The organism is Streptomyces sp. NRRL S-455 (assembly GCF_000717875.1).
Taxonomy (GTDB): domain Bacteria; phylum Actinomycetota; class Actinomycetes; order Streptomycetales; family Streptomycetaceae; genus Streptomyces.
Map to the genome: position 1 here is coordinate 1 of NZ_JOCT01000012.1, position 25,182 is coordinate 25,182.

Sequence of the window (25,182 nt, forward strand, 5' to 3'; positions counted from 1 at the left end):
CTCCCGCCCCACAAGGCCCCCTGGTCCCGCCACCACCGCGAGGCGTACCGCGGGCACCTGCTGCCCGCCGTCATGGCCGAGCCCCCCGTCCGCCTGGCACGGCTCGCGCCCCTGGTGGCAGCGGCGGCCCGGCACGCCGAGGACCCGGTCGCCCTGGCCATCCTCGACGAGGCCGCGGACCATCTCACCGAGACGGTACGGGCGCTGGACCCCGGCCCCGGCGAACGCCTCGTCGCCACCGGCGGGCTGCTCGGCCCCGACGGCCCCCTCACCACCCGCCTGGAAGCCCGTCTCCACACCCTCGGCCTCACCCTCGACTGGGTCCCCGACGGCCGCCGGGGCGCCGTGGCCCTGGCCCGCCTCGCTCTCGGCGGCCGCACGTGACCACCACCCGGCAGGACACGCCCCTGTACCGCGACCCCGCCGCTGCCGTCGACGCGCGCGTCCGCGACCTGCTCTCCCGGATGACCCTGCGCGAGAAGGCCGGCCAGCTGAACCAGCGGATGTACGGCTGGGACGCCTACCGCCGCACCCCCGGCGGCGGCTTCGAACTCACCGACGCCCTGTACGCCGAGACCGAGCGCTTCGCCGGACTCGGCGCGCTGTACGGGCTGCTGCGCGCCGACGCCTGGTCCGGCGTCGACCACGCCACCGGACCAGGCGCCCGGGACGGCGCCGAACTGGCCCACCTCGTCCAGCGCCACGTCGTCGAACGCAGCCGGCTCGGCATCCCGGCCCTGTTCGTCGAGGAGATGCCGCACGGGCACATGGCCCTCGACGGCACGGTCCTGCCCGTCAACCTGGCCGTCGGCGCCGGCTGGGACCCCGCCCTGTACGAGCGAGCCGCCGCCCACGCGGCAGCGGAACTGCGGGCCCGTGGCGGACACGTCGCCCTGGTCTCCGCCCTGGACATCGCCCGCGATCCGCGCTGGGGCCGGACCGAGGAGTGCTTCGGCGAGGACCCGTACCTGGCCGCCCGGCTCACCGAGGCGCTGGTGCGCGGTATGCAGGGCGAGCAGGAGCCGGGCGGGCTCTTCGCCCCGGACCGGGCCCCCGTCGTCCTCAAGCACTTCGCCGGGCAGGGCGCCACCGTCGGCGGCCGCAACTCCGCCGAGTCCGAACTCGGGCTCCGGGAACTGCACGAGATCCACCTCCCCGCCGCCCACGCCGGAGTCCGCGCCGGGGCCGCCGCCGTCATGGCCGCGTACAACGAAGTCGACGGCATGCCGTGCTGCGGCAACCGGGCCCTGCTCACCGGAGTGCTGCGCGACCGCTGGGGTTTCGACGGACTCGTCATGGCGGACGGGCTGGCCGTGGACCGGCTGGCCCGCGTCACCGGCGACGTCGTCTCGGCCGGTGCGCTCGCCCTGAACGCCGGGGTCGACATCAGCCTGTGGGACGAGGGCTTCACGCGGCTGGAGGAGGCGGTCGAGCGGGGGCTGGTGAGCGAGCGGGTCCTGGACGCGGCCGTCGCCCGGGTGCTGCGGCTCAAGTTCCGCCTCGGCCTGTTCGAACAGCCCTGCGGCGCGGTCCCGCCGCCGTCCCCGGCCGCCGGACGCGGTCTGAGCACCGCCCTGGCCCGGACCGCCGTCACCCTGCTCCACAACGACCACGGTGTGCTGCCCCTGCCGGCCCCGTCCCGGATCGCCGTCCTGGGGCCGCACGCCGGCACCGTCGCCCACCACCTGGGCGACTACACCGCCCCACAGCGCCCCGGCACCGGCACCAGCGTCCTCGACGCGCTGCGACGCACCGGCGTCGACGTACGCCACGTCCGGGGATGCGCCCTCACCGGCGACGACCTGTCCGGCATTCCCGAGGCGATCGCCGAGGCGGCCGCCTGTGACGTCGCCGTGCTGGTGCTCGGCGGCAGCAGCGCCCGCACGCCGGACACGGAGTTCGACGCCAACGGGGCCGCACGCACGGCCGTGTCCGAGATGACCTGCGGAGAGGGAGCCGACCTCGCGGGACTGCGGCTCGGCGGCGCCCAGCACGCCCTGCTCGACGCCGTCACCGCGACCGGCACACCCACGGTCGTCGTCCTGGTCCAGGGGCGTCCGCACGCCGTTCCCGAGGCCGCCGAGCGGGCCGCCGCGCTGCTCACCGCCTGGTACCCCGGCCCATGGGGTGGTGAGGCCATCGCGGACGTGCTGCTCGGCCGGGCCGAGCCGATGGGCCGGCTGCCCGTCTCCGTGCCGCGCTCGGCGGGTCAACTGCCCGTCCACTACAACCACAAGGAGACCGAGTACGGCGGCTATGCCGACGACAGCGCCGAACCGCTGTACTCCTTCGGGCACGGGCTGTCGTACACGAGCTTCGCCTACGGGACGCCACGGCTGTCGGGGCGGACCGTCGAGGCCGACGTCACCAACACCGGGGAGCGGCGTGGGCGTTCCGTCGCGCAGCTGTACATCCGCCGGCTCGTCACCCCCGTCTGGCCCCGCACCCTCGAACTCCGGGGCTTCCAGGCCCTCGACCTGGCCCCCGGAGAGCGCCGCACCGTCGTGTTTCCCCTCGGGGCCGAGCAACTCGCCCAGGTCGGAACGGACTTGGCGACGGCGGTCCTGCCCGGCACGGTCGAGATCCGCGTCGCGGAGTCGGCGCGCCGGGCACTGACCGCCGTACCGGTCGTGCTCCGGGTCGGTCAGAGCTTCACGGCACCGGACGAGACGCCCTTGTAGAACCACCGCTGGGTGATGACGAACAGCACCAGCACGGGAATCACGGAGATCACCGAACCCGCCATCACCATCCGCTGGTCGTAGCCGAAGGACGAGGTCTGCAGCCGCGCCAGACCCAGCGTCAGCGTGAAGTGGTCCTCGGTGCGCAGCACGATCAGCGGCCACAGGAAGTCGTCCCAGGCGCTGATGAAGGTGTTGATGGTGACGACGAGGATCGCACCGTAGGCGGACGGCAGGTACAGGTACCGGAAGCGTTTCCACTCGCCCGCCCCGTCCAGCATCGCAGCGTCCTCGATCTCGCGCGGCACGGCGAGGAACGCGGCCCGCATGATGAGGACGTTGATCGCGGCGACGAAGCCGGGCAGCCAGACGCCGACCAGGTGGTCGACCAGGCCCAGGTCCCGGATGCTGAGGAACAGCGACACCATGATCGACTCGAAGGGGAACATCATGGACGCCAGCAGCACCACCCAGACCAGCTTGCGGCCCTTCCAGCCGGGCTTGGACAGCATGTAGCCGGCGAGGGTGGAGAAGACCAGCTGGCTGGCGATGGACAGCACGGCGACGAACACGCTGTTCCTGATGTACGTCCACACCGGCACCTGGTCGAAGACCTCCCGGTACGCCCGCAGCGACGGGTGACGGGGGATCAGGGAGGCGCCCGCGCCGAAGACGTCCTCGCCCGCGCCCTTGAGGGAGGACAGCAGCTGCCACAGCAGCGGGCCGACGGTGATGAACAGGACGAACAGCAACAGCAGGTAGCGGACGACCAGTTCGCGCGGGCGGCCGTGGTCGCGCCAGCGGGGCATCACACGGCGGCGCTTGTCGACGGCGGTCGTCATCGGGTTCCTCCGTGGATACCCCGGCCTTCAGGCTGGGGAGGAAACGGACTCCTGCGAAGCAGGGCAAAAAACGGAATTCCGCCCTCAGGGCACAGGGCCGTAGGCTCGCTGTGCTGGTTCGGGGCGATAACCAAGTCCTGAACCGGTCTACCGCCGGGCTGGCGGGACGTCAGGTCTGTGGAGCCTGTGCAAGACCGATGGTTGGTACACCAACCCTGGCCGTTGATTCGGGTCGGCAACGGGCTGTGAAGCAGAAAGTTCAACCTGCGAGGGTTGAATCCCCCTGCTTCAGCTGGGGGAGAAGTCAAGCCTCGTCCTCCTTCGTCAGGCGCTGGGCGAGCAGCGTGAGGCCAAGGGTGAGTGCGAACAGGGCGACGCTGACGGCGGCGCCGTAACCGGCGTTGCCGGTGAGCGGGTCGAGACCGACGTCGCGGATGTAGAAGGGGAGCGTGCGGTCGGCGCCGCCGGGGCCGCCGGTGGCGCCGCCCAGCATGTAGATCTCCGTGAACACCCGCAGCGAGCCGATGCCGGTGAGGGTGCCGACCAGCATCATCGAGGTGCGCACGCCGGGCACGGTGACGTGCCAGAAGCGGCGGACGACACCCGCGCCGTCCACGGCCGCCGCCTCGTGCAGTTCCCGGGGGACGTTCCCGAGAGCCGCCAGATAGAAGATCATGTACCAGCCGAGGCCCTTCCACAGCGTCAGGCCCATCGCCGACAGCAGGATCAGCCACGAGTCCGACAGGAACGGGATGGCCTCCCGGATGATGTGGGCCTTCTGGAGCCAGGTGTTGACCAGCCCCTGGTCGCTCAGCAGCCACTGCCAGCTCAGGCCCACGACCACGCTGGAGGCGAGCACCGGCGTGTAGAAGGCGGAGCGGAAGAAGCCGATGCCCGGCAGGTTCTTCTCCACGAGAAGGGCGAGCAGCAGCGGCAGCAGCACCATCAGCGGGACGACGATCAGCGCGTACAGCAGGCTGTTGCGGGTGGCGAGCCAGAAGTCCGGATCGCCCAGCATCCGGCGGTAGTTGTCCAGGCCGACGACGTTGTAGGCCCCGCCGAGCGGCTTGGCGTCGGTGAAGGAGACGACGACCGTGTTGAGGAACGGGAAGACCCCGAACACGGTCGCGCCGATGATCGCGGGCGTCATCCACAGCCAGGGCAGCCACCAGCGGCGGTGGAGCGCGGCGCCCCCCGCGTCGGCGCTCGGACCGGGCGTGACGAAGCGGAGGGCGCGGCGCAGCGGCCCCGGCGGCCGGGAGGCGGGGGAAGCGCCGCCGGGGCGTCGGGCGCCCGCCCCCGGGGGAGCGGGGGCGGGCGCCGGGTGGACGGTCGGCTGGGTCATCCTCAGCTGCCCTGTTCGATCAGCCGGTTGGCCTTGGCCTGAGCGTCCTTCAGAGCGTCCTCGGCGCTCTTCTTGCCCTGCATGGCCAGCTGGATCTGGGCCGAGATGGCGTTGAGCTCACCGGGTGTCAGGGCGATCTCGTCGGCCGTGGCGGTCTTGCGGTCACTGGCGACGATCTTCCGGGCCTCGGCGAAGGGGTCGTCTCCCTTGACCGACTGGAAGAACGGGTCGTTCAGGGAGGCGGTGGTGGAGGGGAAGATGACGACGTTGGGGTCCTTGGCCCAGGCGAGCTGGTTCTCGGCGTTCGTCAGGAACCGCGCGAAGGCCAGCGCGGTGGCGGCGTTCTTGCTGGTGGACGCCACGCCGATGTACTGCGGTGCGCCGACGGTGTGGCCGAGGGCGTCCAGCATGAAGGGGGCGACACCGGTCTTCTTGTAGACGCTCGGGTTGTTCTGCTGGATGAAGCGCAGGAAGTTGGGGTTGGTGGGGCCGTAGACCAGCTTGCCCTGGCCGTAGACGTTGGCGGGGTCCTGAGTGGAGGACAGGGAGTCCCTCGGCATGCCACCGGCCTTGTAGAGCCTGGTCATGGCCTCGACCCACCGGGCCGTCTTCGGGTCGTCGGCGAAGGTGAACTTCTTGCCGTCGGGGGAGAGGATCTTGATGTCCATCTGCTGCCAGTCGGCGGGGATGCGCAGCTGCGGGTTGGCGAGGAACGCGTAGTACTTGCCGCCGGAGGCCTTGGCTATCTTCTCCGCGTCGTCGAAGAGGCCGAGCACGGTCGTCGGAGGTCTGTCCGGGTCCAGGCCCGCCTTCTTCATCAGGTCGGTGTTGAAGGTCTGCACGATGCCGCCGGAGTACCAGGGCAGCACGCTGTGCACCTTCTTTCCGTCCGCGTCGGTGTACACGCTGGACTTCCACATCGCCGGCGTGAACGGTTTGCCCGCGTCGGGCGCCTTGTCGTCCAGGTTGAGCAGATAGCCGTTCTTCGTCAGCGCCACCGCCGTGTTGACGTTGATGTTCACCACGTCGGGCAGCGTGCAGCCCTGCGCGTCGGCGACCAGGCGCTGGGTGAAGGTGGCGTCGCCCGGGTCGTCGATCCAGTTGACCTCGGTGCCCGGGTGGGCCTGCTCGAAGGCGCCGATGACGCCGTTGAAGTACTTCCCGAAGTCCTTCTTCAGGTTGGTCGTCTGGAAGGTGATCTTCCCCTTGACCTCGCCGGAGAGCTTGCCGGATCCGACGTTGCCCTGGTCGACCTTGCAGCCGCCGGCCGTGGCGTCGCCGCCGTCCGAACCGCCGCCGGAGAGGCCGCAGCCGGCGGCCGTCAGGGTCAGGACGACCAGACAGGTCAGGGATCCGGTGAGTCTTCTTGCGCGCATTGCTGCCCTCCTGGGACCAGTCGTCGCTGGATCAAATCACCAAGTTGGACTTCGATTGATGAAAATGTGGACCAGAATTCATCGGAGGTCAATGGTTTGCCGTGTTGCTGTTGGGTTGCGCCCGGCGATCAGTGACGGTGTTCGTGGTCCGGGTGGGAGGGGTCGCCGGGGTGCTCGTGGCCTGTGGCGTACTCGACGTCCTCGCGGGCCTGGTCGAGCCAGTTGAAGAACGCGCGTCGGGTGGCGGCCCGGCGCAGTTGCTGTTCGATGTCGTCGCGGACGTCGTCGTAGGGGGCGACGTCCGACGGTTCCGCTGCGGTGAACGGGTCGACGCCGCGTCGGAGCGCCTCCGGGGTGAGGAAGCGGTCCCGGTTGCGGTCGTAGTAGTCGCGTACGGCCGTTTCCCCGACCTCTTGTTCGCGTTCCAGGTCTTCGAGCAGGGCTCGGGCGGCCGGGGAGTGGGCGAGGGCTGCCGCGACGATGCTGCCCAGGTCGGCGACGTCGGTTTCGGGGATGGTGAGCAGTTGCATCGGCAGGACGTCGCTCGGTGGGGCGAGGCCCCGTTCCGCGCAGGTGCGGTGGGCCAGTTCGTGGATGAGGACGATCTGGGTCGCCCAGCGTCGTTGTTGGCGGTGTCGTCTTGCGGGTGCGGCGTCATGGTGGCTGGTCGCGCAGTTCCCCGCGCCCCTGGGGAGTCCGGTGCTCAGGAACTCGTCCACGTGCCGCTTCGGGATCGTGTTGCCGTGGACGCGCGCCGCGTAGTCCTCGGTCATGGCGTCACCTCCAGCTCCACGGCCCTCGTGTACGCCACGCAGCCGTGCCACGCGGACTTCGCCATCAGCCAGTACGACCCGGGGGGAATCGCGTCGCCGTCCACCTCGATCGCGCACTCCAGTTGCTCCCCGCCGGGGACGGTGAAGCCCTGGCAGCCGGGAACGACTCCTGGCCAGGTGCCCCAGGAGGAGACGGCCCAGAGCGTGCCGTTGACGCGGCCCCGCGTGGTGTTCCGCAGGGTCACGGGGATCCTGGCCCGTTCGCCCCGGCGGACGGTCACTCGCTCGACCGTCAGATCGGTGACCAGGGTCGGGCCCGTATGCCCGTCCGGCACGTCCAGCGCCACCGCGTCCTCGTACGTCTGGCCGCCGTACGACAGCCGTGCGGCGAGCCAGTGCCTGCCGGGGGGCGCGTCCGGGGGTGGTGTCACCGTGACGTCGGTGAGGGTGAAGCCGCCGGGGGCGAGTGCGTAAGGGAGTTCGGCGGGCTCGGTGGTCCAGCCCGGGGGGACCTCGAAGGTCACCGTGCCCGACACGGGCGCGTCGGTCAGCTCCGAGCCGACCCTGACCGTCGCGGTGACCGGGCCGTCGACGGTGAGCGTGGTGGGGGAGACGTACACCGCGACCGGCATGTTGCCGCGTGGGGCGGGGCCGGAGTTGTGCAGCCAGTAGCGGGTGGCGACCGGCTGGGAGGGCTCGTGGGCGTCGGTGCCCGGCCCGGACGCGAGGCCGGGCGCGTCGGCCGGTGTGGCCAGGAGGGTGGCGACCTCGAAGCCGGTCAGGTCGGCTTCGAGGCCGCCGGTCTCGTCCGGGGTGAGGGACACCCCCGGGGTCTCCAGGACGTCGGCGCGGGTGCCCGACGTCCAGGCCGACGGGCCGGACACCCGTGCTCGCACCGGCCGTCCGTTGACTTCGTGCACGCGGACCACGACGCCCTGCCCCGGGTCCACCCGCGCCTCGCTCCCCCGGGCCAGCGGGGAGCCGGCCGGCTTCAGCGCGTCCAGCAGGACCTCGCCGGCCGGTTCGAGGGACAGCAGGGAAGCCGAGCGAGGCAGCAGCCCGGCCTCGGAGCCGGTGCGTACCCGGGCCGTCAGCGGATGGTTGTACGCGTGTCCGGCCCGCGGCAGCCGCAGTGCGCGCCAGTCGCCCGTGCCCGCGACCACCGCGTACTCGAACGTGTGCGACCAGCGCTGGAGCTGGAACGCCGAGCCGTCGGGGGCGGTCCGGCGCGGTGGGTCCACCCAGATCCCGGACGGCCAGCCCGTGCAGGAGCGCATCAGGGACATGTAGAGGTCGCCCGAGGAGGTGACCACACAGCCGGGTGTGCCACGGTTCAGGACGGCGAAGCTGCGTCCGTCCCAGGCGTCACCGGGCGGCAGCGCCTCACCGCCGCCGGCGGCGGTGGCCGTCACCGTGAAGTCGGCCAGGCCGGCGACGACCGCGTCGACCGCCCTGGCGTCGTCCTCGGGGCGGGACCCCGCGACCACGAGCAGCGGCAGGCGTTCCAGATCGCGCAGATCGGCCCCGGGGATCCACTCCTCGCGCAGGCAGGCGCGCGGCGCGACCCAGACGGTGGCCACGCCCCGCTCGGCCAGTTGGCGCTTCAGCTCCCGGCCGGCCGCCGGGTCCCAGCCGAGTGCCTCGGCGACCACGGCGTTGCGGTCCGGGCCGCCGACGGCGATCCGCAGGTCCGGGAGGTTGGAGTCGACCTCCAGGTCGCCGTAGCGGGGGCCGCCCGCGATGGTCGAGGTCGCTGTGACCCCGGCACGGACCAGGGCCGCCGCGAGCGGAGTGCCGAGGTCGCCCGCGGTGTCCCAGTCGGGGTACACGAGTTCGGCGACGCCGATCGCGCGGTGTCCGAGGAGCGCGCCGGCCTCGTCGTGCACGGCGACCCGGGCGGTGGAGGAGAGGGCGAACCAGGTGTTCGCCGGGTTGTCCAGCGTCCACGGGAACCGTTCGCTGTCCACCTCCACGAAGCCGAAGCCGCGCCCGATCACCGCGTCCGCCACCTCGTGCACCGGCAGACCGCCCCGCACGTCCGAGGGCCAGCGCACCCGGATCAGCCGGTCGGCACCGTCGTACCCGTCGACGGTGGTGGTGACGTCGAGCCGGTCGACGCCCTTCCAGAGCGTCAACCGCTGGGTGTAGCGGAAGAGGCCGAGGTCGGCGGTGACGGTGACGCGGGAACCGGCGGGGGAGTGCTCGACGTTCACCTCGGCGGTCACGTCCCGGCCGCGGGCCGCGGTCGTGCCGGTCGGGGTGAGGTGCCAGGGGCCCTCGCCGAAGCGCGGGTGCCTCGGGTACTCCTCCTGGACGACGATCTCGTTGCCGATGTCACCGGGGCGCAGCAGCTCCCGGCCGCCCTCGGCGAGCGCGCGGAGACTGCTGACGCCGCCGCCGCGTGCCGGGTCGACGGTCACCTCGTAGAACTCGTTCCGGACGGTGAGGCCCTCGCCGCGCTCCCACCCGGGGGCGGAACCCTCGGCGAGCGGGAGCGCCTCCAGGCCCATGCCGGGCACCTCCGGGACGACGACGTGGAGCCGGCCGTCCTCGCGGACCGCGGGGAGACCTTCGGGGACGAGGCCCGGGTCGTCGACCGTCAGCACGTCCCGCCGCGCCCAGGTGGCCGAGTTGAACACGACCAGGTCGGGGCCGCCGCCCGGGGCCACCCGGCCGGCCAGGGCCTGGGTCGCGTCGGCGTGCACGCTCTCCGCCAGGTCGTGCAGTTCCCGCCAGCCGGTCATCAGGTCGATGTACACCTGGTCCGACTCCGAACCGGTGATGGCGTCGTGGTGGGCGCCGTAGACGAGTTGCCGCCACGCCTTGTCGAGGGCCGCGTCCGGGTACGGGTGGCCGGTGACGAGGGAGGCGAGCGTCGCCCAGGCCTCGGCGTCGGCGAGGCGGGTCTCGCCGTGGCGCTGGGCCTGCTTGGTGTCGATGTAGGAGACGTCCTTGCCGGTGTAGACCGGGTTCATGTCGCGCGTCTGCGGGGAGGCCGTGCGGCCCTCCGCCGCCAACTGCGCGCGGACCGCGGCGAAGAAGTCCCGTGGTACGGCGCTGATGAACCGGGGCCAGACGTACCGGGCGTTCCAGTCGCGGTGGATGTCCATGACCCAGCGGCAGGGCGGCGCGTAGTCACCGCCGACCGGCAGCAGCACGTTGCGGGTGAGCGCGACCTTCTTGAGCCCCTGGAACAGCTTGAGCGCGGCGGCCTCCGCCTCGGGCAGGGTGGGCGCGTTGTCGATCGCCCAGCCGGCGCCGTAGTGGTTGACCATGTACGCGGTCAGCAGCCCGCGTCCCGACGGGGCGATCCAGTTGAACTCGGCCGGGAACTGCATCCGCCCGGGGTCGCGTGGTTCCTCGCCGAACACCGACAGCGTGGGTCCCCACTGGTGGAACGGGCCGCGCGCCCATGAACTGGAGCTGACCCCGGCGTCCGCCATCAGTCCCGGGAACTGCGGGTCGTGCCCGAACGCGTCGAGCTGCCAGGCCGTCTCCGGCGCGGCCCCGATGATCCCGCGCTGGAAGCCGTCGCCGTACAGGGCGTTGCGGATCGTCGCCTCGGCGCCGGTGAGGTTGGTGTTGGGCTCGTTGTAGGTGCCGCCCATGATCTCGACGCGGCCGGTGCGGATCAGCTGCCGCAGGAAGGCGCGCTCCTCGGGGAAGGCGTCCCAGTAGGGCTTGAGGTAGTCGACCTCCGCGAGCACGAAGGTGTACGCCGGGTCGCGGCGGGCCAGATCGCAGTGGGCGCGGACCAGGCTCATGCCGGACCGGCCGCGCGAGTCGAAGGTGCGGGCGGGCAGTCCGCCGGCCGCCGGGTCGTCGGCGATGTCCCAGGTCTCGGTGTAGGCGCCCTGGGTGTTCCACCAGACGGGGTCGTAGTGGAAGTGGCTGACCATGAACATGGTCCAGCCGGGTTCGGCGGCCGTGAACTCGCCGGTGCGGGTGGTGCTCTCGTCCCCGTCCCGGGCGGTGACCGTGATCTCGCGGCGGTCGCCGGGGGCCAGGCTGTCGCCGGTGACGGGGATCTCGGCGCGGGCGGTGCCGTCCTCGCCGACGGCGGTCTCCGCGGTGCCGGTGAGGCCCGGACCCTCCAGGGTGAGCCGGACGGTCCGGCCCGGAGCGTGGCTCAGCTCGACGGCCACCACTTGGCGCGGCTGCTCGGTGGTCCCGGTGAAGAGCTCGGTCGACTCGACAGAGGTGACGCGCATGGGACTCCTACGAGGTGCTCTGGGGAGCCCCATCCTGCACGGCAGGAGTGATTCAAACAACCACCTTCGAACCAACTTGGTGGTTCATCCATACGACGCCGACAAGGTTCACCTGGCGCGCCGGGACTTCACCGCGTGCTGTCCGGCGATGTGGTCGGTCAGCGCCAGCGAGGCGCTCGCGCGCTGGTAGGACAGCTGGGCGACGCGGACGTAGAGGCAGTCGACGAGCATCAGGACGGAGTGCCGGCTGCTGATGCTCTCGGCGCGGAAGCTGGTCTCGGCGGATGACGAGATGAGCCGGATGTCGGCGGCCCTGGACAAGGGTGAACGTGGGTCCGTGGTGAGGGCGATGGTGGTGGCGCCGCGCTCCCTGGCCATCTCGAACGGCTCGAGGGTCTCCCGGGTCGCCCCGGAGTGGGAGATGCCGATGGCCACGTCCGCGGGCGTCAGCAGGGCGGCGGAGGTGGCCGCGGCGTGCACCTCGGTCCAGCCGCGGACCGAGCAGCCGATGCGGAACAGCCGCGTCTCGGTCTCATGGGCCACCGCGCCGCTGCCCCCGACGCCGTAGACGTCGATCCGCCTGGCCTTGGCCAGGGCCTGGGCGGCGCGTTCCAGCGCGTCGAGGTCGATCCGGTCGATGGTCTGCTGGATGGCCCGCAGGTCCGCCGCGCCGACGACCTGCACCACACGCTCCAGGCTGTCGTCGGGCGAGATGTCCGGGCCGATCTCGGCGGTCCCCCAGTCGGAGACCTCGCCCCGGCCCCGCTCCTGGGCCAGTTCGATCAGCAGATGCTGGTAGGAGTCCAGTCCGATGGCCCGGCAGAAACGGGTCACCGTCGCCTGCGAGGTCCCGGTGCGGCGGCCCAGCTCGGCGGCCGAGCAATGGGTGACGGCGGCCGGATCCTCCAGGATCAGCTCGCCGACCTTCCGCAGGGAGCCCGCCAGCCGGGGCAGCTCGGTGCGGATCAGTGTGGTGACGTCTGTGGGAGGCATGCTGAGAAGGTACCAGCCACCCTTACGGGCGCGGATTGAATACCAGGACCCGATTAGCAGCGGACAGCACCTGTGATGTATTGATTCACCGCTGGTGAAGTGTAGGGTGATTCAATCCATCAGTGGGGAGTGTGTCGCGTGTCCGTCGAGTCTGTGAGCGCCCAGGGGTTCGCGCGGGAGAGCCTCGCCGTCCTCCAGCACGTCATCGAGTCCGCCCGCGACGACGTGGCCGCCGCCGCGGACCTGGTCGCCGAGTGCGTACGCGCGGACGGTGTCGTCCAGGCCTTCGGCACCGGCCATTCACAGGCGCTCGTCCTCGAACTCGCAGGCCGCGCCGGCGGGCTGGTCCCCACCAACCGGCTGAGCATCGCCGACCTCGTCCTCTACGGCGGCGAGGACCCGTCCGTCCTCGACGACCCGCTCCTGGAACGCCGGGCCGGGGTCGCCGCCCGGATCTACGACCTCGCCGAACCGAACCCCCAGGACCTGTTCGTCGTCATCTCCAACTCGGGCGTCAACAACGTCATCGTGGAGATGGCCCTGCACGCCAAGGAACGCGGCCACCGCGTCCTCGCCCTCACCTCCCTCACCCACACCCGCGCCGTCCCCGCCGCCCACCCCAGCGGCCGGAAGCTGGCCGACATCGCCGACGTCGTCCTCGACAACGCGGCCCCACGCGGCGACTCCCTGCTCGAACTCCCCGGCGGCGGCTCGGTCTGCGCCCTGTCCACACTCACCGGCGTGATGCTGGTGCAGATGACGGTCGCCGAGACGGCCGGCCGCCTCCTCGCCGCCGGCGAGCGCCCCCCGGTCTACGTCTCGGCCAACGTACCGGGCGGCTTCGAGGGCAACCTGGAGCTGGAGAAGAAGTACGCGGGCCGGATCCGCCGCACGGCGAGCTGAGCCGGACCGTACGAACGGCCGGAGCCCTCGCAGGGTCCCGGCCGCTCCCGTCTCACCGGGCGGGTGCGGATCCGTCGGAAGTCGGTTCCGCCCGGGCCGTTGACGCCGCCCGCCGTTCCCCTCTTCATGCCCTGCGCAAGCAGCTCCTCGAAGGCCACGCCGGCGGCGTACGTGCACCCGCACTTGGGCCGCTGGCCCGCGATCACCACGCACCGCCACGGCGCCGGCCGCATCACCTACGGCGGCACCCTGCCCGACCCCGTCCTCGCTCGCGCCCTGTTCGACGGGTTCGCCCCGGACGACGCCTGGCGCCCCGCCCACCCGAGCGTCACCGCCACCTCGGCGACCGCCCGGGACGGCCGCCGCGTGCGCTTCCTGCACCACTGGTCGTGGGAGGAGGCCGTCCGTGCCGGTGCCCGCGGCCGTGCGGGACGTGCTGTCCGGCACCGTGTACGCCGAGGCGGTGCCGCTCGGCCCTGGGACGTGAAGGTGCTTCAGGAAGAGGCGCCGTAGCAACCACCCTTTCCGGCCGGGGAGTTCCGGCCGCCCCTTCGCTGGGCATCGTCTCAGGGGCGTGGGCCGCGCCGCACCGGTGGGGGAGCGGGCGGGCCGTGTCGGCAGGGCGAAGGGATGGGAGAGCCATGACGTCACCGCTGCCCCCGGGAGAGACGCTGCCACAGTCGGTCACGAACCCACCGGCGTCGGTCGCGGTGTTCCTGGTCGCCACGATCGACCCCGGCGGGGAAGCCGTCGTACGGGAGGTGCTGGGCTCCCTCGCGGGTCTGGTGCGGTCCGTCGGCTTCCCCAGCCCCGACGGCGGGCTCGGCTGCGTCGCCGGCATCGGATCCCGGGCCTGGAGCCGGCTCTTCGGCGGCCCCAGGCCCGCCGAACTGCACCCGTTCCGCGAACTGGCCGGCCCCCGGCACCACGCCCCGGCCACCCCGGGCGACCTGTTCCTGCACATCAAGGCCGCCCGCACCGACCTGTGCTTCGCCCTGGCCGCCGAACTCGTCCGGCGGCTGCGCGGCACCATCACCGTACGGGACGAGACACAGGCGTTCTCGTACTTCGACTCGCGCAACGTGCTCGGCTTCGTCGACGGCACCGAGAACCCCGTCGGGCAGGCCGCTGCCGACGCGGCCCTCGTCGGGGACGAGGATCCCGGGTTCCGGGGCGGCAGTTACGCGCTCGTGCAGAAGTACCTGCACGACGTGGACGCCTGGGAGGCCCTCGCCGTCGAGGCGCAGGAGAAGGTGATCGGCCGCACCAAGCTCACCAACCTCGAACTCGACGCGCCCGGCTCCCACAAGGACGTCAACACCGTCCTGGGCCCGGACGGCTCGGAACAGAAGATCCTGCGCTCCGCGATGCCGTTCGGCAGGCCCGGCCACGGCGAGTTCGGCACCTACTTCGTGGCCTACGCGCGCACGCCGGAGATACCCGAGACGATGCTGCGCAAGATGTTCCTCGGCGGGCCGGGCTCGGGGCCCGACCCGCTGCTGGACTACTCACGGGCCGTCACCGGCAGCGTGTTCTTCGTGCCGCCGGCGGGGTTCCTGGAGGCGCTGCCGGAGGTGTGACCGGCTCGTCAGACGCGCTCCAGCGGCCGGTGCGGTTCGGCCGGCAGCCGCACCTCGACGGTGTCGCCCGGCCGCACCACCCCGCCCTCCCGCACGACGCTCATGATGCCGGCCTTGTGCACCACCCGGCCGGCCTCGTCGCGGCCGACGACCTGCTTCAGCAGTCCGTCCTGGAAGGCGTCGATCTGGATACAGGGGTTGCGCAGGCCGGTCACCTCCACCACCGCGGTGTCACCGATCCGCAGCAGCGTGCCGACCGGCAGGCCCAGCAGGTCGATGCCGCGCGTGGTGATGTTCTCCCCGAGCTGGCCGGGCGTCACCCTGAACCCGGCCTCGGCGACCTCCGCGAACAGCTCCTCGTGGATGAGGTGCACCTGACGCAGATTCGGCTGGGTGGGGTCCTGCGCGACGCGTGAACGGTGCTTGACCGTCACGCCCGCGTGGACGTCGCCCTCCACACCGAGCCCTTCGAGCAGGGTGATGCTGTCCCTATTGGGCTTGGTGAACGAGTACTCGCCGTTGCTGCTGACCGCCGTTACCGTGGCGTTCATGCCGTCGGCCCCCTTCCGTTCGGCAGTGATCCGTTCAGGAGCCTAACCCGCCGCGGCCACGGCTGTCCGTTGTCCGGCCACCGGGAAGCCCGCCGACCGCAGGACCCGCCGCCCGGCGTCCACCGCGAAGACCTCACAGCCCTCCCGCGCCGCCGCCCACTCGACGCCCTCGGCGCCCAGCGCGAAGGCCGCCGTCGCGACCGTGTCGGCCTCGGTGAGGGTGGGGGCCACGACCGTGAGGCTGAGCAGCCCGGTCGCGGGGCGGCCCGTGCGGCCGTCGAGGATGTGGTCGCCGCGCTCGTAGCGGGCGGAGGTCGCGACGGCCCGGTCGGTGAGGTCCAGCACCGCGCACAGCCGGTCGGCGTGCTCGGGATGCCGCACCCCGACGCGCCAGGGGCCGCCGGCGGCGATCACGTCACCGCCCGCGTTGAGGCAGAACCGCCGCGCCCCGGCCGCTCTCAGCAGTTCGGCGCCCTTCTGCACCGACCAGCCCTTGACCACCGCGCAGGGATCGAGGCCGCGGCCGGGCAGGCGGACGTCGAAGGCGCCCGCGGTCGCGATCCGGTACTCCTCGCACAGGTCCAGGACCTCCCGCAGCCCGGGGCTGGGGTCGCGCACCTCGCCCCGGTCCAGCCGTGACACCTCGCTGTCCGGCCGGAACGGGCTGAACCGGGCGTCGACCTCGTGCAGCCAGTCGAAGAGGCCGTCCACCGCTGCCTCGGGGACGTCCTCGTCGTCGATCCGGACCGACACCGGGAACCCCATGACGTGCTCGACGCGCCGCATCCCCTCAGCCCTTCGCGTCGACGGCGGCCTGGAGGGACTCCTTGTAGCCGTCGCTGGTGATCGTGGCGCCGGAGACGGTGTCGATGTCGGCGCTCTGCGCCTGGAGCGTCTCCTCGATCAGCCGGGGCACCGCGGCCGTGGTCTGCGGGTGGTCCGGCTGCTGGAGCATCCGCACCGAGGAGATCTTCTCGCCCTCGAAGGTGACCTCGACCTGCACCGGGCCCTTCTCGGTCTTGATGACCGACCCCGACACGACCGTCGACGTGGTACCGCCCGACGCCGAGGACGAGGGTGTCGACGCCGGTGCCGCGGCCTCCGTGACGGTCGACGACGGACCGGTGTCGGGTGACGGCGCGTACCGCCAGACCGGGATCAGACCGGCGACACTCAGGACGAGGACGGGTATGGCTCGCTTCACGACAGTCTCCTCGTCATCCGGCCAGGCTGAAGCGTTCGAAGTGGATCTGCTGCTTGGGCACGCCCAGCTCGCGCAGACTGCCGAGCACGGCGTTCATCATCGGCGGCGGCCCGCAGAGATAGACGTCCCGCCCGGCGATGTCCGGCACGAGACGGGCCAGTTCCCCGGGCGCCAGCCGGTCCGGCACGGGCGGCCCCGTCACCAGGTGCAGTTCGGCGCCCCTGGCGAGCGCGAGGTCGCGCAGTTCGTCGTGGAGGACGGCGTCCCGGTCCGTGGCCACCCGGTAGATCACGACCGCGTGGCCGTGCAGTTCCTCCAGCAGGGCCCGGATGGGCGTCACACCGACGCCGCCGGCGATGAGTACGGCGTCCGGGCGGGTGCGGTGCAGGGTGGTGAAGGCGCCGTAGGGGCCCTCGGCGAACACGCGCGTGCCCACCTTCAGGTGCCGCAGGGCCGCGCTGCCGTCGCCCGCCCGCTTGGCGGTCAGGCGCAGGGTGCGGCCGTCCGGGGCGGCCGACAGCGAGAACGGGTTCGCCTGCCACCAGCGGTCCTTCGTCAGGAACCGCCACAGGAAGAACTGTCCGGCACGGGCGGGCAGGCGGTCCAGGTCGCGGCCCGTGACGTAGATGGAGACGACGTCGTCGTTCTCCGGGACGACGGCGGTCACGCGGAGCCGGTGGCGGAGGTTCCGCCACAGCGGCAGCACGAGCCGCCCGGCGAACACCGCGGCCAGGGCCGTGCCCCACACCGCCGACCAGTACGTCCGCGCCACGGACGACGTGGTGAACGTCGTCCCGGCCGCCACCTGGTGCGTGAACGCCAGCACCACCGCGACGTAGGTGTACAGGTGGATGAAGTGCCAGGTCTCGTAGGCCAGCCGGCGACGGGCGTAGCGGGCCGAGACCGCCCCCACCACGATGATGATCCCCAGGGCGACGATCGCCCGCAGCACGCCCTCGACGGTCCCGGCGAGGTCCACCAGCTGGCTCACCGGGTCCAGGGAGGAGGCCTGGGCGTAGCCGAACACGATGAACACGGCGTGCGCCAGGAGCAGCCACAGCACCGAGAAGCCGGTCCAGCGGTGCCAGGAGGTCAGCCGGTCCATGCCGATCCGCCGGTCGAACCACGGCAGCCGGGCCACCAGCAGCAGTTGGAACGCCATGAGCAGCGCCCCGTACAGCCCGGCCAGCCGGCCGAGCACGATGAGCGCGTTCGAGGCGAACCCGGCCTGGACGAAGAACACGGTCACCACGACCGCGTTGGCGAGCAGCACCGCGTAGAGGCCGGTGCGGCCCACGACTCTCGGGCGCACGCCCGGCCGTGGCGCTGTGGGGGGTCGTTGGAGGGTCGTCACGGTCGGCAGCTCCTTGATCGGATCCTGGGACACCGAGCTTGTCGCGGGGGAGCTGTCGGAATACTGTCGCTCAACTTTCAAGTCTTTATCGATCCCGCGGCGGAGGGGCGGACGGCTATGGAGGCGCGGGACAGGTGAAGCACTATGAGCGAGTGGAGAAAGTACGACTGCTCGTCGTCGACGACGACCCGCCCATCGCCGATCTCGTCGCGACCGTCGCCCGCTACGAGGGCTGGGAGGCGGCCACGGCGTACTCCGGCGAGGACGCGCTGCGGCGGGCCGCCGACTTCCACCCCGACATCGTGGTGCTGGACCTGATGCTGCCCGGCGTGGACGGCTTCGGCGTCCTGGACCGGCTGCGCGCCTCCGGCACGATGGTGCCGGTGGTGTTCCTCACCGCGCGCGACGGCGTCGCCGACCGGGTCGCGGGCCTGACCCGGGGCGGCGACGACTACCTGGTCAAGCCGTTCGCCGTGGAGGAGCTGATGGCCCGGCTGCGGACCGTGCTGCGGCGCAGCGCCGGTCCCTCCTTCCATCGGTCCGTGCTCCAGGTCGGCGACCTGACGATGGACGAGGACACCCGGGAGGTGCGGCGCGGCGAGCGGCTGCTGTCGCTCACCCCGACCGAGTACGAGGTGCTGCGCTACCTCATGCGCAAGTCGCCCACCGTGCTCACCAAGGCGCAGATCCTCGACCACGTGTGGGAGTACGGCTTCGGCGGCCGGTCCAACGTCGTCGAGCTCGTCGTCAGCCGGCTGCGCCGCAAGCTCGACGAGACGGAGGAGGGCGGCACGCCGCTGATCCACACCGTGCGCGGCTTCGGCTACGTCCTGCGACAGGCCCCCGAGTGATCGCCCGGCTGCGGCGGAGCTACCGCGGGATGCGCCTGGGCACCCGGCTGGCCCTGGGCCTCGGCGCCCTGGCGCTGGTCGTGTTCGCCGTCGTCGGCACGGCCCTGACCACCTACATGCGGGACTACCTGTCGGCCCAGCTCAACGACCAGCTCAAACTCGCCCAGATCGCCCAGTCCAAGAGCATCGAGGACCACGGCACGCTCCAGGGAAAGAAGTACTACCGCTGGTACTACGCCGTGTACGACGTGTCGGACGGCACCCCCGAACTGCGCGAGCCGGAAACCCCCGGCGACGTGCCGCGGGACGTCGACGACTTCACCGCTCTGGCCCGGGCCCAGGCCGCCACGCACGAGGAACTGCTGCGCACCGAGCACCTCAGGGGCGAGGGCACCTACCGGCTGCGCGCCTGCGAGGTCGAACCCGGGGTGGTGCTGGTGAGCGCCGCGCCGATGGACGACATCGAGGACACGGTCGAGCGGCTCATCACGATCCAGGTCGTCGCCTTCGGGCTGGCGCTGCTGGCACTGGTCGTCTTCGGCCGCCGGATGCTGCGCCGCGGCCTGAAACCGCTCAGCGACATGGCGTCCACCGCGCACGGCATCGCCTCGCACGACCTGACGGAGTCGGCGGCCCGGCTGCCGCTGCGCGCCGACGGGCGGGACGGCGGGCCGGAGGTGGACGAGCTGCGGACCGCCTTCAACACCATGCTGGAGCACATCGACGACTCCCTCGCGGTGCGCGCGGAAGCCGAGCAGCGGCTGCGCCGGTTCGTCGCCGACGCCTCGCACGAGCTGCGCACCCCGCTGATGTCGGTACGCGGCTACGCCGACCTGTTCCAGTACGCCGCCGCCAACGCCCCCGACGAACGCGACCGGCACCTCGCCCGGCTGCGTGCCGAGGCCGCCCGCATGGGTGTCCTCCTGGACGACCTGCTGCTGCTCGCCCGGCTGGACGCGGCGGAGGTGGAGGCGCCGCTGCGGCTGCGGGACGCCGACCTGGTGGAGCTGGTGCGCCAGGCCGCGGACGCCTTCCGCGCGGGCCGCCCCGACCATCCGCTGACCGGGCCTGCGGGGCCGGGCCCGGTCTGGCTGCGGATGGACCCGCTGCGCATCCGGCAGGTCGTCGACAACCTGCTGACCAACGCCGCCGTGCACACGCCCGCCGGTACCGAGGTGTCCGTGGAGGTGTGCGTCGCGTCCGACGCGGCCGAGATACGGGTAGGCGACACCGGCCCCGGCATCCCGCCCGACGACCGGGCCCGGGTCTTCGACCGCTTCTACCGCGTCGACAAGGCCCGCAGCCGCGACCGCGGCGGCAGCGGCCTGGGCCTCGCGGTCGCCCAGTCCCTGGTCCGCGCCCACGGTGGCCGTATCGAGTTGAACGGCGAGCCGGGGGCGACGGTGTTCACCGTGCGCCTGCCGCTGAACGCGGGGCACGGGCTTCCGGCCGCCCCGGGGCCGGAAACGACCGCCGTCTAGACTCGACCGGCGACAGCCCGTACGACCATGGCCAACAATCTCCGCCAACCCGAAGGGCCCCGGCGTCTTGATACGGATGGATTCAGTCACCAAGCGGTACCCGGACGGCACGGTGGCGGTCGACCGGCTCTCGCTGGAGATACCCGACCGCTCGATCACCGTCCTCGTCGGACCGTCGGGCTGCGGCAAGACGACCACCCTGCGGATGATCAACAGGATGGTCGAACCGAGCGAGGGAACGATCCTCCTCGACGGGGAGGACATCCAGCGACAGCCCGTCACCACCCTGCGCCGGTCCATGGGGTACGTCATCCAGAACGCCGGCCTCTTCCAGCACCGCACGATCGTCGACAACATCGCGACCGTGCCCCGGATGCTCGGCTGGGGCAAGCAGAAGGCCCGGGCCCGCGCCGCCGAGCTGATGGAACGCGTGGGCCTCGACGCCGCGCTCGCCAAGCGGTACCCGTACCAGCTCTCCGGCGGCCAGCAGCAGCGCGTCGGCGTGGCCCGGGCGCTCGCCGCGGACCCGCCGGTGCTGCTCATGGACGAGCCGTTCTCGGCGGTCGACCCCGTGGTGCGCAAGGGACTCCAGGACGAACTGCTGCGCATCCAGGAAGAGCTGGGCAAGACCATCGTCTTCGTCACCCACGACATCGACGAGGCCATCAAACTCGGCACCATGGTCGCCGTGCTGCGCACCGGCGGTCACCTCGCCCAGTACGCACCGCCCGCCGAACTGCTGGCCGGCCCCGCCGACGCCTTCGTCGAGGACTTCCTCGGCGGCGACCGCGGCATCCGGCGGCTGTCGTTCTTCCCCTCCGGGCGTCTCGAGTTGACGACCGGCCCGGTGATCCCGCTCGACGCGACCGCCGAGCAGATCGCCGCACCCGACGCCCCCTACCTCCTGGTCACCGACGCGGACGGCAGACCGCTCGGCTGGAGCGAGCCGCGCGACCTGACGGCCGGGGACATCAGGCCCGACCGGCTGCTGTCCCACGGGCGGCCGTTCGTGCCCGGCACCGACTCCCTGCGCGTCGCCCTCGACTGCGCGGTGCTCTCCCCGACCGGCTGGGCCGTCGCCGTGGACACCGACGGCAAGGTGACCGGAGTCGTCTCGCAGCAGACCATCGGCGAGGCGATCCGCAGCGCCCACGCGGCCGGACGCGACGACGAGAAGGTCGCCGGATGAGCGACTACCTCCACGACTTCTTCGACATCCCCAGCGACCTCCAGCACAGCTGGTTCGGGCTGATCGGGCTGCACCTGAGGGAGGCCCTGCTGCCGGTCGCCGCCGGACTGCTCCTCGCGCTGCCCGTCGCCCAGCTGTGCGTGCGCTTCCGCTGGCTGTACCCGCCCGTCCTCGGCGTCACGACCGTGCTGTACGCCATCCCGTCGCTGGCGTTCTTCGTCGTGCTCATCGACTACACCGGGCAGACCGAACTCACCGTGATGATCCCGCTGGCCGTGTACAGCCTGGTGGTGCTCGTCCCGGCGATCGTCGACGGGGTGCGGTCGGTGTCCGAGGAGACCCTGGCCGCCGCCACCGCCATGGGCTTCGGGCCCGTACGGCGCTACTTCCAGGTGCAGTTGCCGATCGCGGTGCCGGCGATCATCGCAGGCCTGCGGGTGGCGACCGTGTCGAGCATCTCCCTGGTCAGCGTCGGCATGCTCATCGGCAACCAGGGCGCCCTCGGCAACCTGCTGCACGACGCGCAGATCTACAACCGGCCCGAACTGACCTGGAACTCCGTGATCACCACGGCCCTGCTGGCGATCCTCGTCGACGCCCTGCTGGTCCTCGTCCGCGTGCTGCTGACGCCCTGGATGCCCAACGGCCCGGCCCGCCGCAAGCCGGCGCCCGTCCTCGAGGACGCGGCCCGGTGAACGTACTCAACTTCGTCAACGCCTTCTTCAGCGACAGCGCCCACTGGCACGGCTACGACGGCATCCCCGCCCGCCTCGGGGAACACGTGCGGTACACCCTGCAGGCGCTGCTCCTCGCCGCCGCGATCGGACTGCCGGTCGGCCTGGTCACCGGTCACTACGGCCGGGGCGGCAACGCCCTGTCCCTCGTCGCCACCGCCGGGCGGGCCCTGCCCAGCTTCGGGCTGCTGGTGCTGATGACCACCCTGCTGGGGTTCGGGATGCTGCCCGTGATGATCCCGCTGGTCGTCCTCGCCGTCCCGCCGATCCTGGTCACCACCTACGAGGCGATGCGCTCCGTCGACCCCTCACCGGTGGACGCGGCCCGCGGCATGGGCATGCACGAGTCACGCATCCTCTTCCAGGTGGAACTCCCGGCCGCGCTGCCGCTGATCCTGAGCGGACTGCGCTCGGCGGCCATCCAGATCGTCTCGACGGCGACCATCGCCGCGTACGTCAGCCTGGGCGGCCTCGGACGGTACATCGTCGACGGGCTGTACCAGCGCGACTACGAGAAGGTGGTGGGTGGCGCGACGCTGGTGGCCGTCCTGGCACTGGTCACCCTCACACTGTTCTGGGCGGTGGCGCGGGTCGCGGTGTCGCCGGGGGTGCGCAGGAGATGAGGAGATGAGACGCGGGTATCGCAATCCCACGCGAATCGACGCCGATTGGTGACCAGGCCGCTCTTGACTGACCGAATATCCGCTGGCTTGGATCAATGGGTGACTACTACGGCGAAGAGCAGCACCCGGTCCATCACCAGGCACCCCGGCGCGGCGGCGGTCGCGCTGGCCGCGGCAGTGGCGCTCCTCGCGGGCTGTTCCTCCGGCGGCACGTCCGACGACCCGCTGAAGGGCGGCGGGGCGGAGGCCGGCACCGTCGTCGTCGGCTCCAACAACTTCGCCGAGAGCATCCTGCTCGCCGACATCTACGGCGAAGCCCTCAAGGCCAAGGGCATCAAGGTCACCTACAAGCCCAACATCGGCAGCCGCGAGACCACGTACGGCCTGATGAAGAACGGCGGCATCACCGTGCTGCCGGAGTACAACGGCTCCCTGCTGGCGTACCTCGACGCCAAGGCCAAGCCGAAGACGGTCGAGGAGACCACCACCGCCATCAACGGCAAGCTGGACTCCAAGCTGGAGCTGCTGAAGCCGTCGGCCGCGCAGAACAAGGACTCCGTGACAATCAACGCGGAGACCGCGAAGAAGTACAAGCTGACCTCGGACTCCTCCATAGCCGACCTCAAGGACGTCGCCAAGGACCTGGTCTTCGGCGGCTCGCCGGAGTTCCAGACCCGGCACCAGGGCCTGGTGGGCCTGAAGTCCGTGTACGGGCTGGAGTTCAAGACCTTCAAGTCCCTCGACGCGGGCGGGCCGCTGACCCAGGCGGCGCTGAAGAAGAACACCGTGCAGGCCGCGGACGTCTTCACGACCGACCCGACCATCGCCCGGGAGGGGTTCGTCGTCCTGAAGGACCCGGAGAACCTCTTCGGCTTCCAGAACGTGCAGCCGCTGGTCCGCAAGGGCGAGCTGTCCAAGGAGGGCGCCGAGGCCCTGAACGCCGTCTCGGCCAAGCTCGACACGAAGGCACTCCTCGACCTGGACGCGCAGGTGCAGCTGGAGAAGAAGGACCCGCTGGACGTGGCCAAGGCCTGGCTGAAGTCGGCCGGACTGGACTGACCAGGGGGCTTCTGATGGATCTCCGCGGCGTCGCCGGAGATCCATCAGAAGCCCCCTAGCCCCGGACCGCCGACGCGATCAGCTGGTCGATCAGGGCGATCAGCACGTCGCGACAGGACTCACGGTCCCGGGCGTCGCACAGCAGCACCTTGACGTCCTCCGCCAGCGCGAGTGCGTCTCGGATGTCCTCGGCCGGGTACGGGTGATCCCCGTAGAAGCCGTTGACCCCGACGACGAACGGGATGCGCCGGCGTTCGAAGAAGTCGATGGCGGCGAAGCTGGACTCGGGTCTGCGCACGTCGACCAGGACCACGGCGCCGAGCGCGCCGAGGGCCAGGTCGTTCCACATGAACCAGAACCGCTGCTGTCCCGGCGTGCCGAACAGGTACAGCACCAGCTCCCGGCTGATGGTGATCCGGCCGAAGTCCAGGGCCACGGTGGTGGCCCGCTTCTCCTCGATGCCGTCGAGGTCGTCGATGTCCAGACCGGCCATGGTCAGGGGTTCCTCGGTGCGCAGCGGGGCGATCTCGCTGACCGACCCGACCATGGTGGTCTTGCCGACGCCGAAGCCCCCGGCGATGAGGATCTTGACCGTGTCGGGTGCCGAGGGCGCTTCTGTGGTGGAGTCAGAGCCGGCCAAGGCCGTCCCTCACTTTCTGCAGCAGGTCCAGGTCCGGAGTGGTGCGGGAAACGAGACGCGGCGGATGGACGGTGATCCGGCCCGCCTCCAGCAGGTCGCAGAGCAGGATCACGACCACGCTCACCGGAAGGTCGAGCCGGGCGGCCACTTCGGCCACGGCGACGGGCTCGGCGCACAGCCGGAGGATCCGGGTGTGCTCGGGCTGGCAGCGGGCCGCCGTGGCGGGCTGCGGATCGACCGCGGTCACCGTCGCGATGAGTGTGAAGTCGGCACGGCTGGGCCGGGTCCGGCCACCGGTGAGAGTGAACGGCCGGACGAGCCGGCCCGCCGAGTCGCCTCCGCCCACCTCACACGCCGGGGTCGACGACGGGTCCGGCCATGCCCCGCGGTGCCGCGCTGAGGTGCTCGCCGATCTTCTTCACCAGCATGTTCATCTGGTAGGCCACCACGCCGACGTCCGCGCCGGGCCCGGTGAGCACGACCAGATGAGCTCCGGGACCGGCGGAGGTCAGGATCAGGTAGCTGTTGGCCATCTCGATGAGCGCTTGGCGCACCGGACCGCCCCGGAAGTCCATGCTGACGCCCTTGCTGAGGCTCATCAGCCCGGACGCGGTGGCCGCGAGCCGCTCGGCGTCGTCGCGCAGGAAGCCGGTGGACTTGCTCACCACCAGGCCGTCCTCGGAGAGCACCACGGCCTGGTGCACGTCGGCGACCCGCTCCACGAGTCCGGTCAGCAGCTGGTCGAGCTGGGTGTGGGTGGCGGGGATGGGGCGTGTCATCGCGGTGTCCTTC

The 25,182-nt window shown here is 71.6% G+C and carries 23 protein-coding genes and 1 pseudogene; 11 read left to right on the forward strand and 13 right to left on the reverse strand.

Annotated features, from left to right (window positions below; translation table 11 throughout):
- Both IE97_RS0117170 and IE97_RS0117175 read left to right on the forward strand, forming a co-directional pair.
- Window positions 1–384: pseudogene (locus tag IE97_RS0117170) on the forward strand (ATPase); the annotation flags it as partial.
- A gap of 80 nt (window positions 385–464) precedes the next feature.
- Window positions 465–2,681: a glycoside hydrolase family 3 N-terminal domain-containing protein gene (locus IE97_RS0117175; protein WP_106975377.1), complete on the forward strand. Its 2,217-nt coding sequence runs from the start codon at window positions 465–467 to the stop codon at window positions 2,679–2,681.
- Here the strand turns inward: IE97_RS0117175 and IE97_RS0117180 are convergent.
- From IE97_RS0117180 to IE97_RS0117205, 6 genes are all read right to left on the reverse strand, one after another.
- Complete coding sequence (locus tag IE97_RS0117180) at window positions 2,645–3,523, reverse strand: carbohydrate ABC transporter permease (RefSeq protein WP_030240149.1); 879 nt, start codon at window positions 3,521–3,523, stop codon at window positions 2,645–2,647. The two genes, IE97_RS0117175 and IE97_RS0117180, sit on opposite strands and share 37 nt — an antisense overlap.
- A gap of 304 nt (window positions 3,524–3,827) precedes the next feature.
- Window positions 3,828–4,868, reverse strand: a complete 1,041-nt coding sequence (locus IE97_RS0117185; RefSeq protein ID WP_030240154.1) for a carbohydrate ABC transporter permease — start codon at window positions 4,866–4,868, stop codon at window positions 3,828–3,830.
- A 2-nt stretch (window positions 4,869–4,870) separates the two neighbouring features.
- A complete protein-coding gene (locus IE97_RS0117190; protein WP_030240158.1) occupies window positions 4,871–6,244 on the reverse strand; it encodes an extracellular solute-binding protein in 1,374 nt (457 codons plus the stop codon).
- A 128-nt stretch (window positions 6,245–6,372) separates the two neighbouring features.
- Complete coding sequence (locus tag IE97_RS0117195; protein ID WP_030240161.1) at window positions 6,373–7,017, reverse strand: hypothetical protein; 645 nt, start codon at window positions 7,015–7,017, stop codon at window positions 6,373–6,375.
- Window positions 7,014–11,228: an NEW3 domain-containing protein gene (locus tag IE97_RS0117200; protein WP_030240164.1), complete on the reverse strand. Its 4,215-nt coding sequence runs from the start codon at window positions 11,226–11,228 to the stop codon at window positions 7,014–7,016. The genes IE97_RS0117195 and IE97_RS0117200 overlap by 4 nt, the downstream gene beginning before the upstream one ends.
- 108 nt (window positions 11,229–11,336) lie before the next feature.
- Entirely contained in the window at window positions 11,337–12,221 is an 885-nt protein-coding gene (locus IE97_RS0117205; RefSeq protein ID WP_030240169.1) for a MurR/RpiR family transcriptional regulator, read from the reverse strand.
- Window positions 12,222–12,359: 138 nt separating this feature from the next.
- Here IE97_RS0117205 and IE97_RS0117210 point away from each other — a divergent pair, with 138 nt between their 5' ends.
- The 3 genes from IE97_RS0117210 to IE97_RS0117220 all read left to right on the forward strand — a co-directional run bounded on the left by IE97_RS0117210 (window position 12,360) and on the right by IE97_RS0117220 (window position 14,704).
- Window positions 12,360–13,124 carry a sugar isomerase domain-containing protein gene (locus IE97_RS0117210; RefSeq protein ID WP_030240172.1) on the forward strand — a complete coding sequence of 255 codons (765 nt, stop codon included), beginning with the start codon at window positions 12,360–12,362 and terminating at the stop codon, window positions 13,122–13,124.
- 126 nt (window positions 13,125–13,250) lie between these two features.
- Window positions 13,251–13,637 carry a hypothetical protein gene (locus tag IE97_RS0117215; protein ID WP_030900373.1) on the forward strand — a complete coding sequence of 129 codons (387 nt, stop codon included), beginning with the start codon at window positions 13,251–13,253 and terminating at the stop codon, window positions 13,635–13,637.
- A gap of 128 nt (window positions 13,638–13,765) precedes the next feature.
- Window positions 13,766–14,704: a Dyp-type peroxidase gene (locus IE97_RS0117220; protein ID WP_030240181.1), complete on the forward strand. Its 939-nt coding sequence runs from the start codon at window positions 13,766–13,768 to the stop codon at window positions 14,702–14,704.
- A gap of 8 nt (window positions 14,705–14,712) precedes the next feature.
- Here the strand turns inward: IE97_RS0117220 and IE97_RS0117225 are convergent, their stop codons facing one another.
- Genes IE97_RS0117225 through IE97_RS0117240 form a run of 4 tightly spaced genes read right to left on the reverse strand, consistent with a single transcriptional unit; the run spans window position 14,713 to window position 17,813 of the window.
- Window positions 14,713–15,255 (reverse strand): MOSC domain-containing protein, encoded by a 543-nt coding sequence (locus IE97_RS0117225; protein ID WP_030240185.1) that lies wholly within the window; start codon window positions 15,253–15,255, stop codon window positions 14,713–14,715.
- A 42-nt stretch (window positions 15,256–15,297) separates the two neighbouring features.
- Complete coding sequence (locus IE97_RS0117230; RefSeq protein WP_030240189.1) at window positions 15,298–16,041, reverse strand: FAD:protein FMN transferase; 744 nt, start codon at window positions 16,039–16,041, stop codon at window positions 15,298–15,300.
- A 4-nt stretch (window positions 16,042–16,045) separates the two neighbouring features.
- Window positions 16,046–16,459: an FMN-binding protein gene (locus IE97_RS0117235; protein WP_030240192.1), complete on the reverse strand. Its 414-nt coding sequence runs from the start codon at window positions 16,457–16,459 to the stop codon at window positions 16,046–16,048.
- Window positions 16,460–16,472: 13 nt separating this feature from the next.
- The gene (locus IE97_RS0117240) at window positions 16,473–17,813 is read right to left on the reverse strand and encodes a ferric reductase-like transmembrane domain-containing protein (protein WP_030240196.1); all 1,341 of its coding nucleotides are present in this window, start codon (window positions 17,811–17,813) and stop codon (window positions 16,473–16,475) included.
- A 152-nt stretch (window positions 17,814–17,965) separates the two neighbouring features.
- Here IE97_RS0117240 and IE97_RS0117245 point away from each other — a divergent pair, with 152 nt between their 5' ends.
- The 6 genes from IE97_RS0117245 to IE97_RS0117270 all read left to right on the forward strand — a co-directional run bounded on the left by IE97_RS0117245 (window position 17,966) and on the right by IE97_RS0117270 (window position 23,750).
- Window positions 17,966–18,664 carry a response regulator transcription factor gene (locus IE97_RS0117245; RefSeq protein ID WP_030240200.1) on the forward strand — a complete coding sequence of 233 codons (699 nt, stop codon included), beginning with the start codon at window positions 17,966–17,968 and terminating at the stop codon, window positions 18,662–18,664.
- Window positions 18,661–20,145, forward strand: a complete 1,485-nt coding sequence (locus IE97_RS0117250) for a sensor histidine kinase (RefSeq protein WP_030240203.1) — start codon at window positions 18,661–18,663, stop codon at window positions 20,143–20,145. The genes IE97_RS0117245 and IE97_RS0117250 overlap by 4 nt, the downstream gene beginning before the upstream one ends.
- Window positions 20,146–20,212: 67 nt before the next feature.
- On the forward strand, window positions 20,213–21,334 hold the full coding sequence (locus tag IE97_RS0117255; RefSeq protein WP_030240206.1) for an ABC transporter ATP-binding protein: 1,122 nt from the start codon (window positions 20,213–20,215) through the stop codon (window positions 21,332–21,334).
- Window positions 21,331–22,029 carry an ABC transporter permease gene (locus tag IE97_RS0117260; RefSeq protein ID WP_030240207.1) on the forward strand — a complete coding sequence of 233 codons (699 nt, stop codon included), beginning with the start codon at window positions 21,331–21,333 and terminating at the stop codon, window positions 22,027–22,029. Before IE97_RS0117255 ends, IE97_RS0117260 begins: the two co-directional genes overlap by 4 nt.
- Window positions 22,026–22,691: an ABC transporter permease gene (locus tag IE97_RS0117265; RefSeq protein WP_030240208.1), complete on the forward strand. Its 666-nt coding sequence runs from the start codon at window positions 22,026–22,028 to the stop codon at window positions 22,689–22,691. The genes IE97_RS0117260 and IE97_RS0117265 overlap by 4 nt, the downstream gene beginning before the upstream one ends.
- A 99-nt stretch (window positions 22,692–22,790) precedes the next feature.
- A complete protein-coding gene (locus tag IE97_RS0117270; RefSeq protein ID WP_030240211.1) occupies window positions 22,791–23,750 on the forward strand; it encodes an ABC transporter substrate-binding protein in 960 nt (319 codons plus the stop codon).
- A 55-nt stretch (window positions 23,751–23,805) separates the two neighbouring features.
- On the opposite strand, the gene IE97_RS0117275 is transcribed toward IE97_RS0117270, so the two are convergent.
- Genes IE97_RS0117275 through IE97_RS0117285 form a run of 3 tightly spaced genes read right to left on the reverse strand, consistent with a single transcriptional unit; the run spans window position 23,806 to window position 25,169 of the window.
- A complete protein-coding gene (locus tag IE97_RS0117275; protein ID WP_030240213.1) occupies window positions 23,806–24,390 on the reverse strand; it encodes a GTP-binding protein in 585 nt (194 codons plus the stop codon).
- A complete protein-coding gene (locus IE97_RS0117280) occupies window positions 24,377–24,736 on the reverse strand; it encodes a DUF742 domain-containing protein (protein WP_030240217.1) in 360 nt (119 codons plus the stop codon). Before IE97_RS0117280 ends, IE97_RS0117275 begins: the two co-directional genes overlap by 14 nt.
- Window position 24,737: 1 nt before the next feature.
- Complete coding sequence (locus IE97_RS0117285; RefSeq protein ID WP_030240220.1) at window positions 24,738–25,169, reverse strand: roadblock/LC7 domain-containing protein; 432 nt, start codon at window positions 25,167–25,169, stop codon at window positions 24,738–24,740.
- Window positions 25,170–25,182 lie beyond the last annotated feature (13 nt).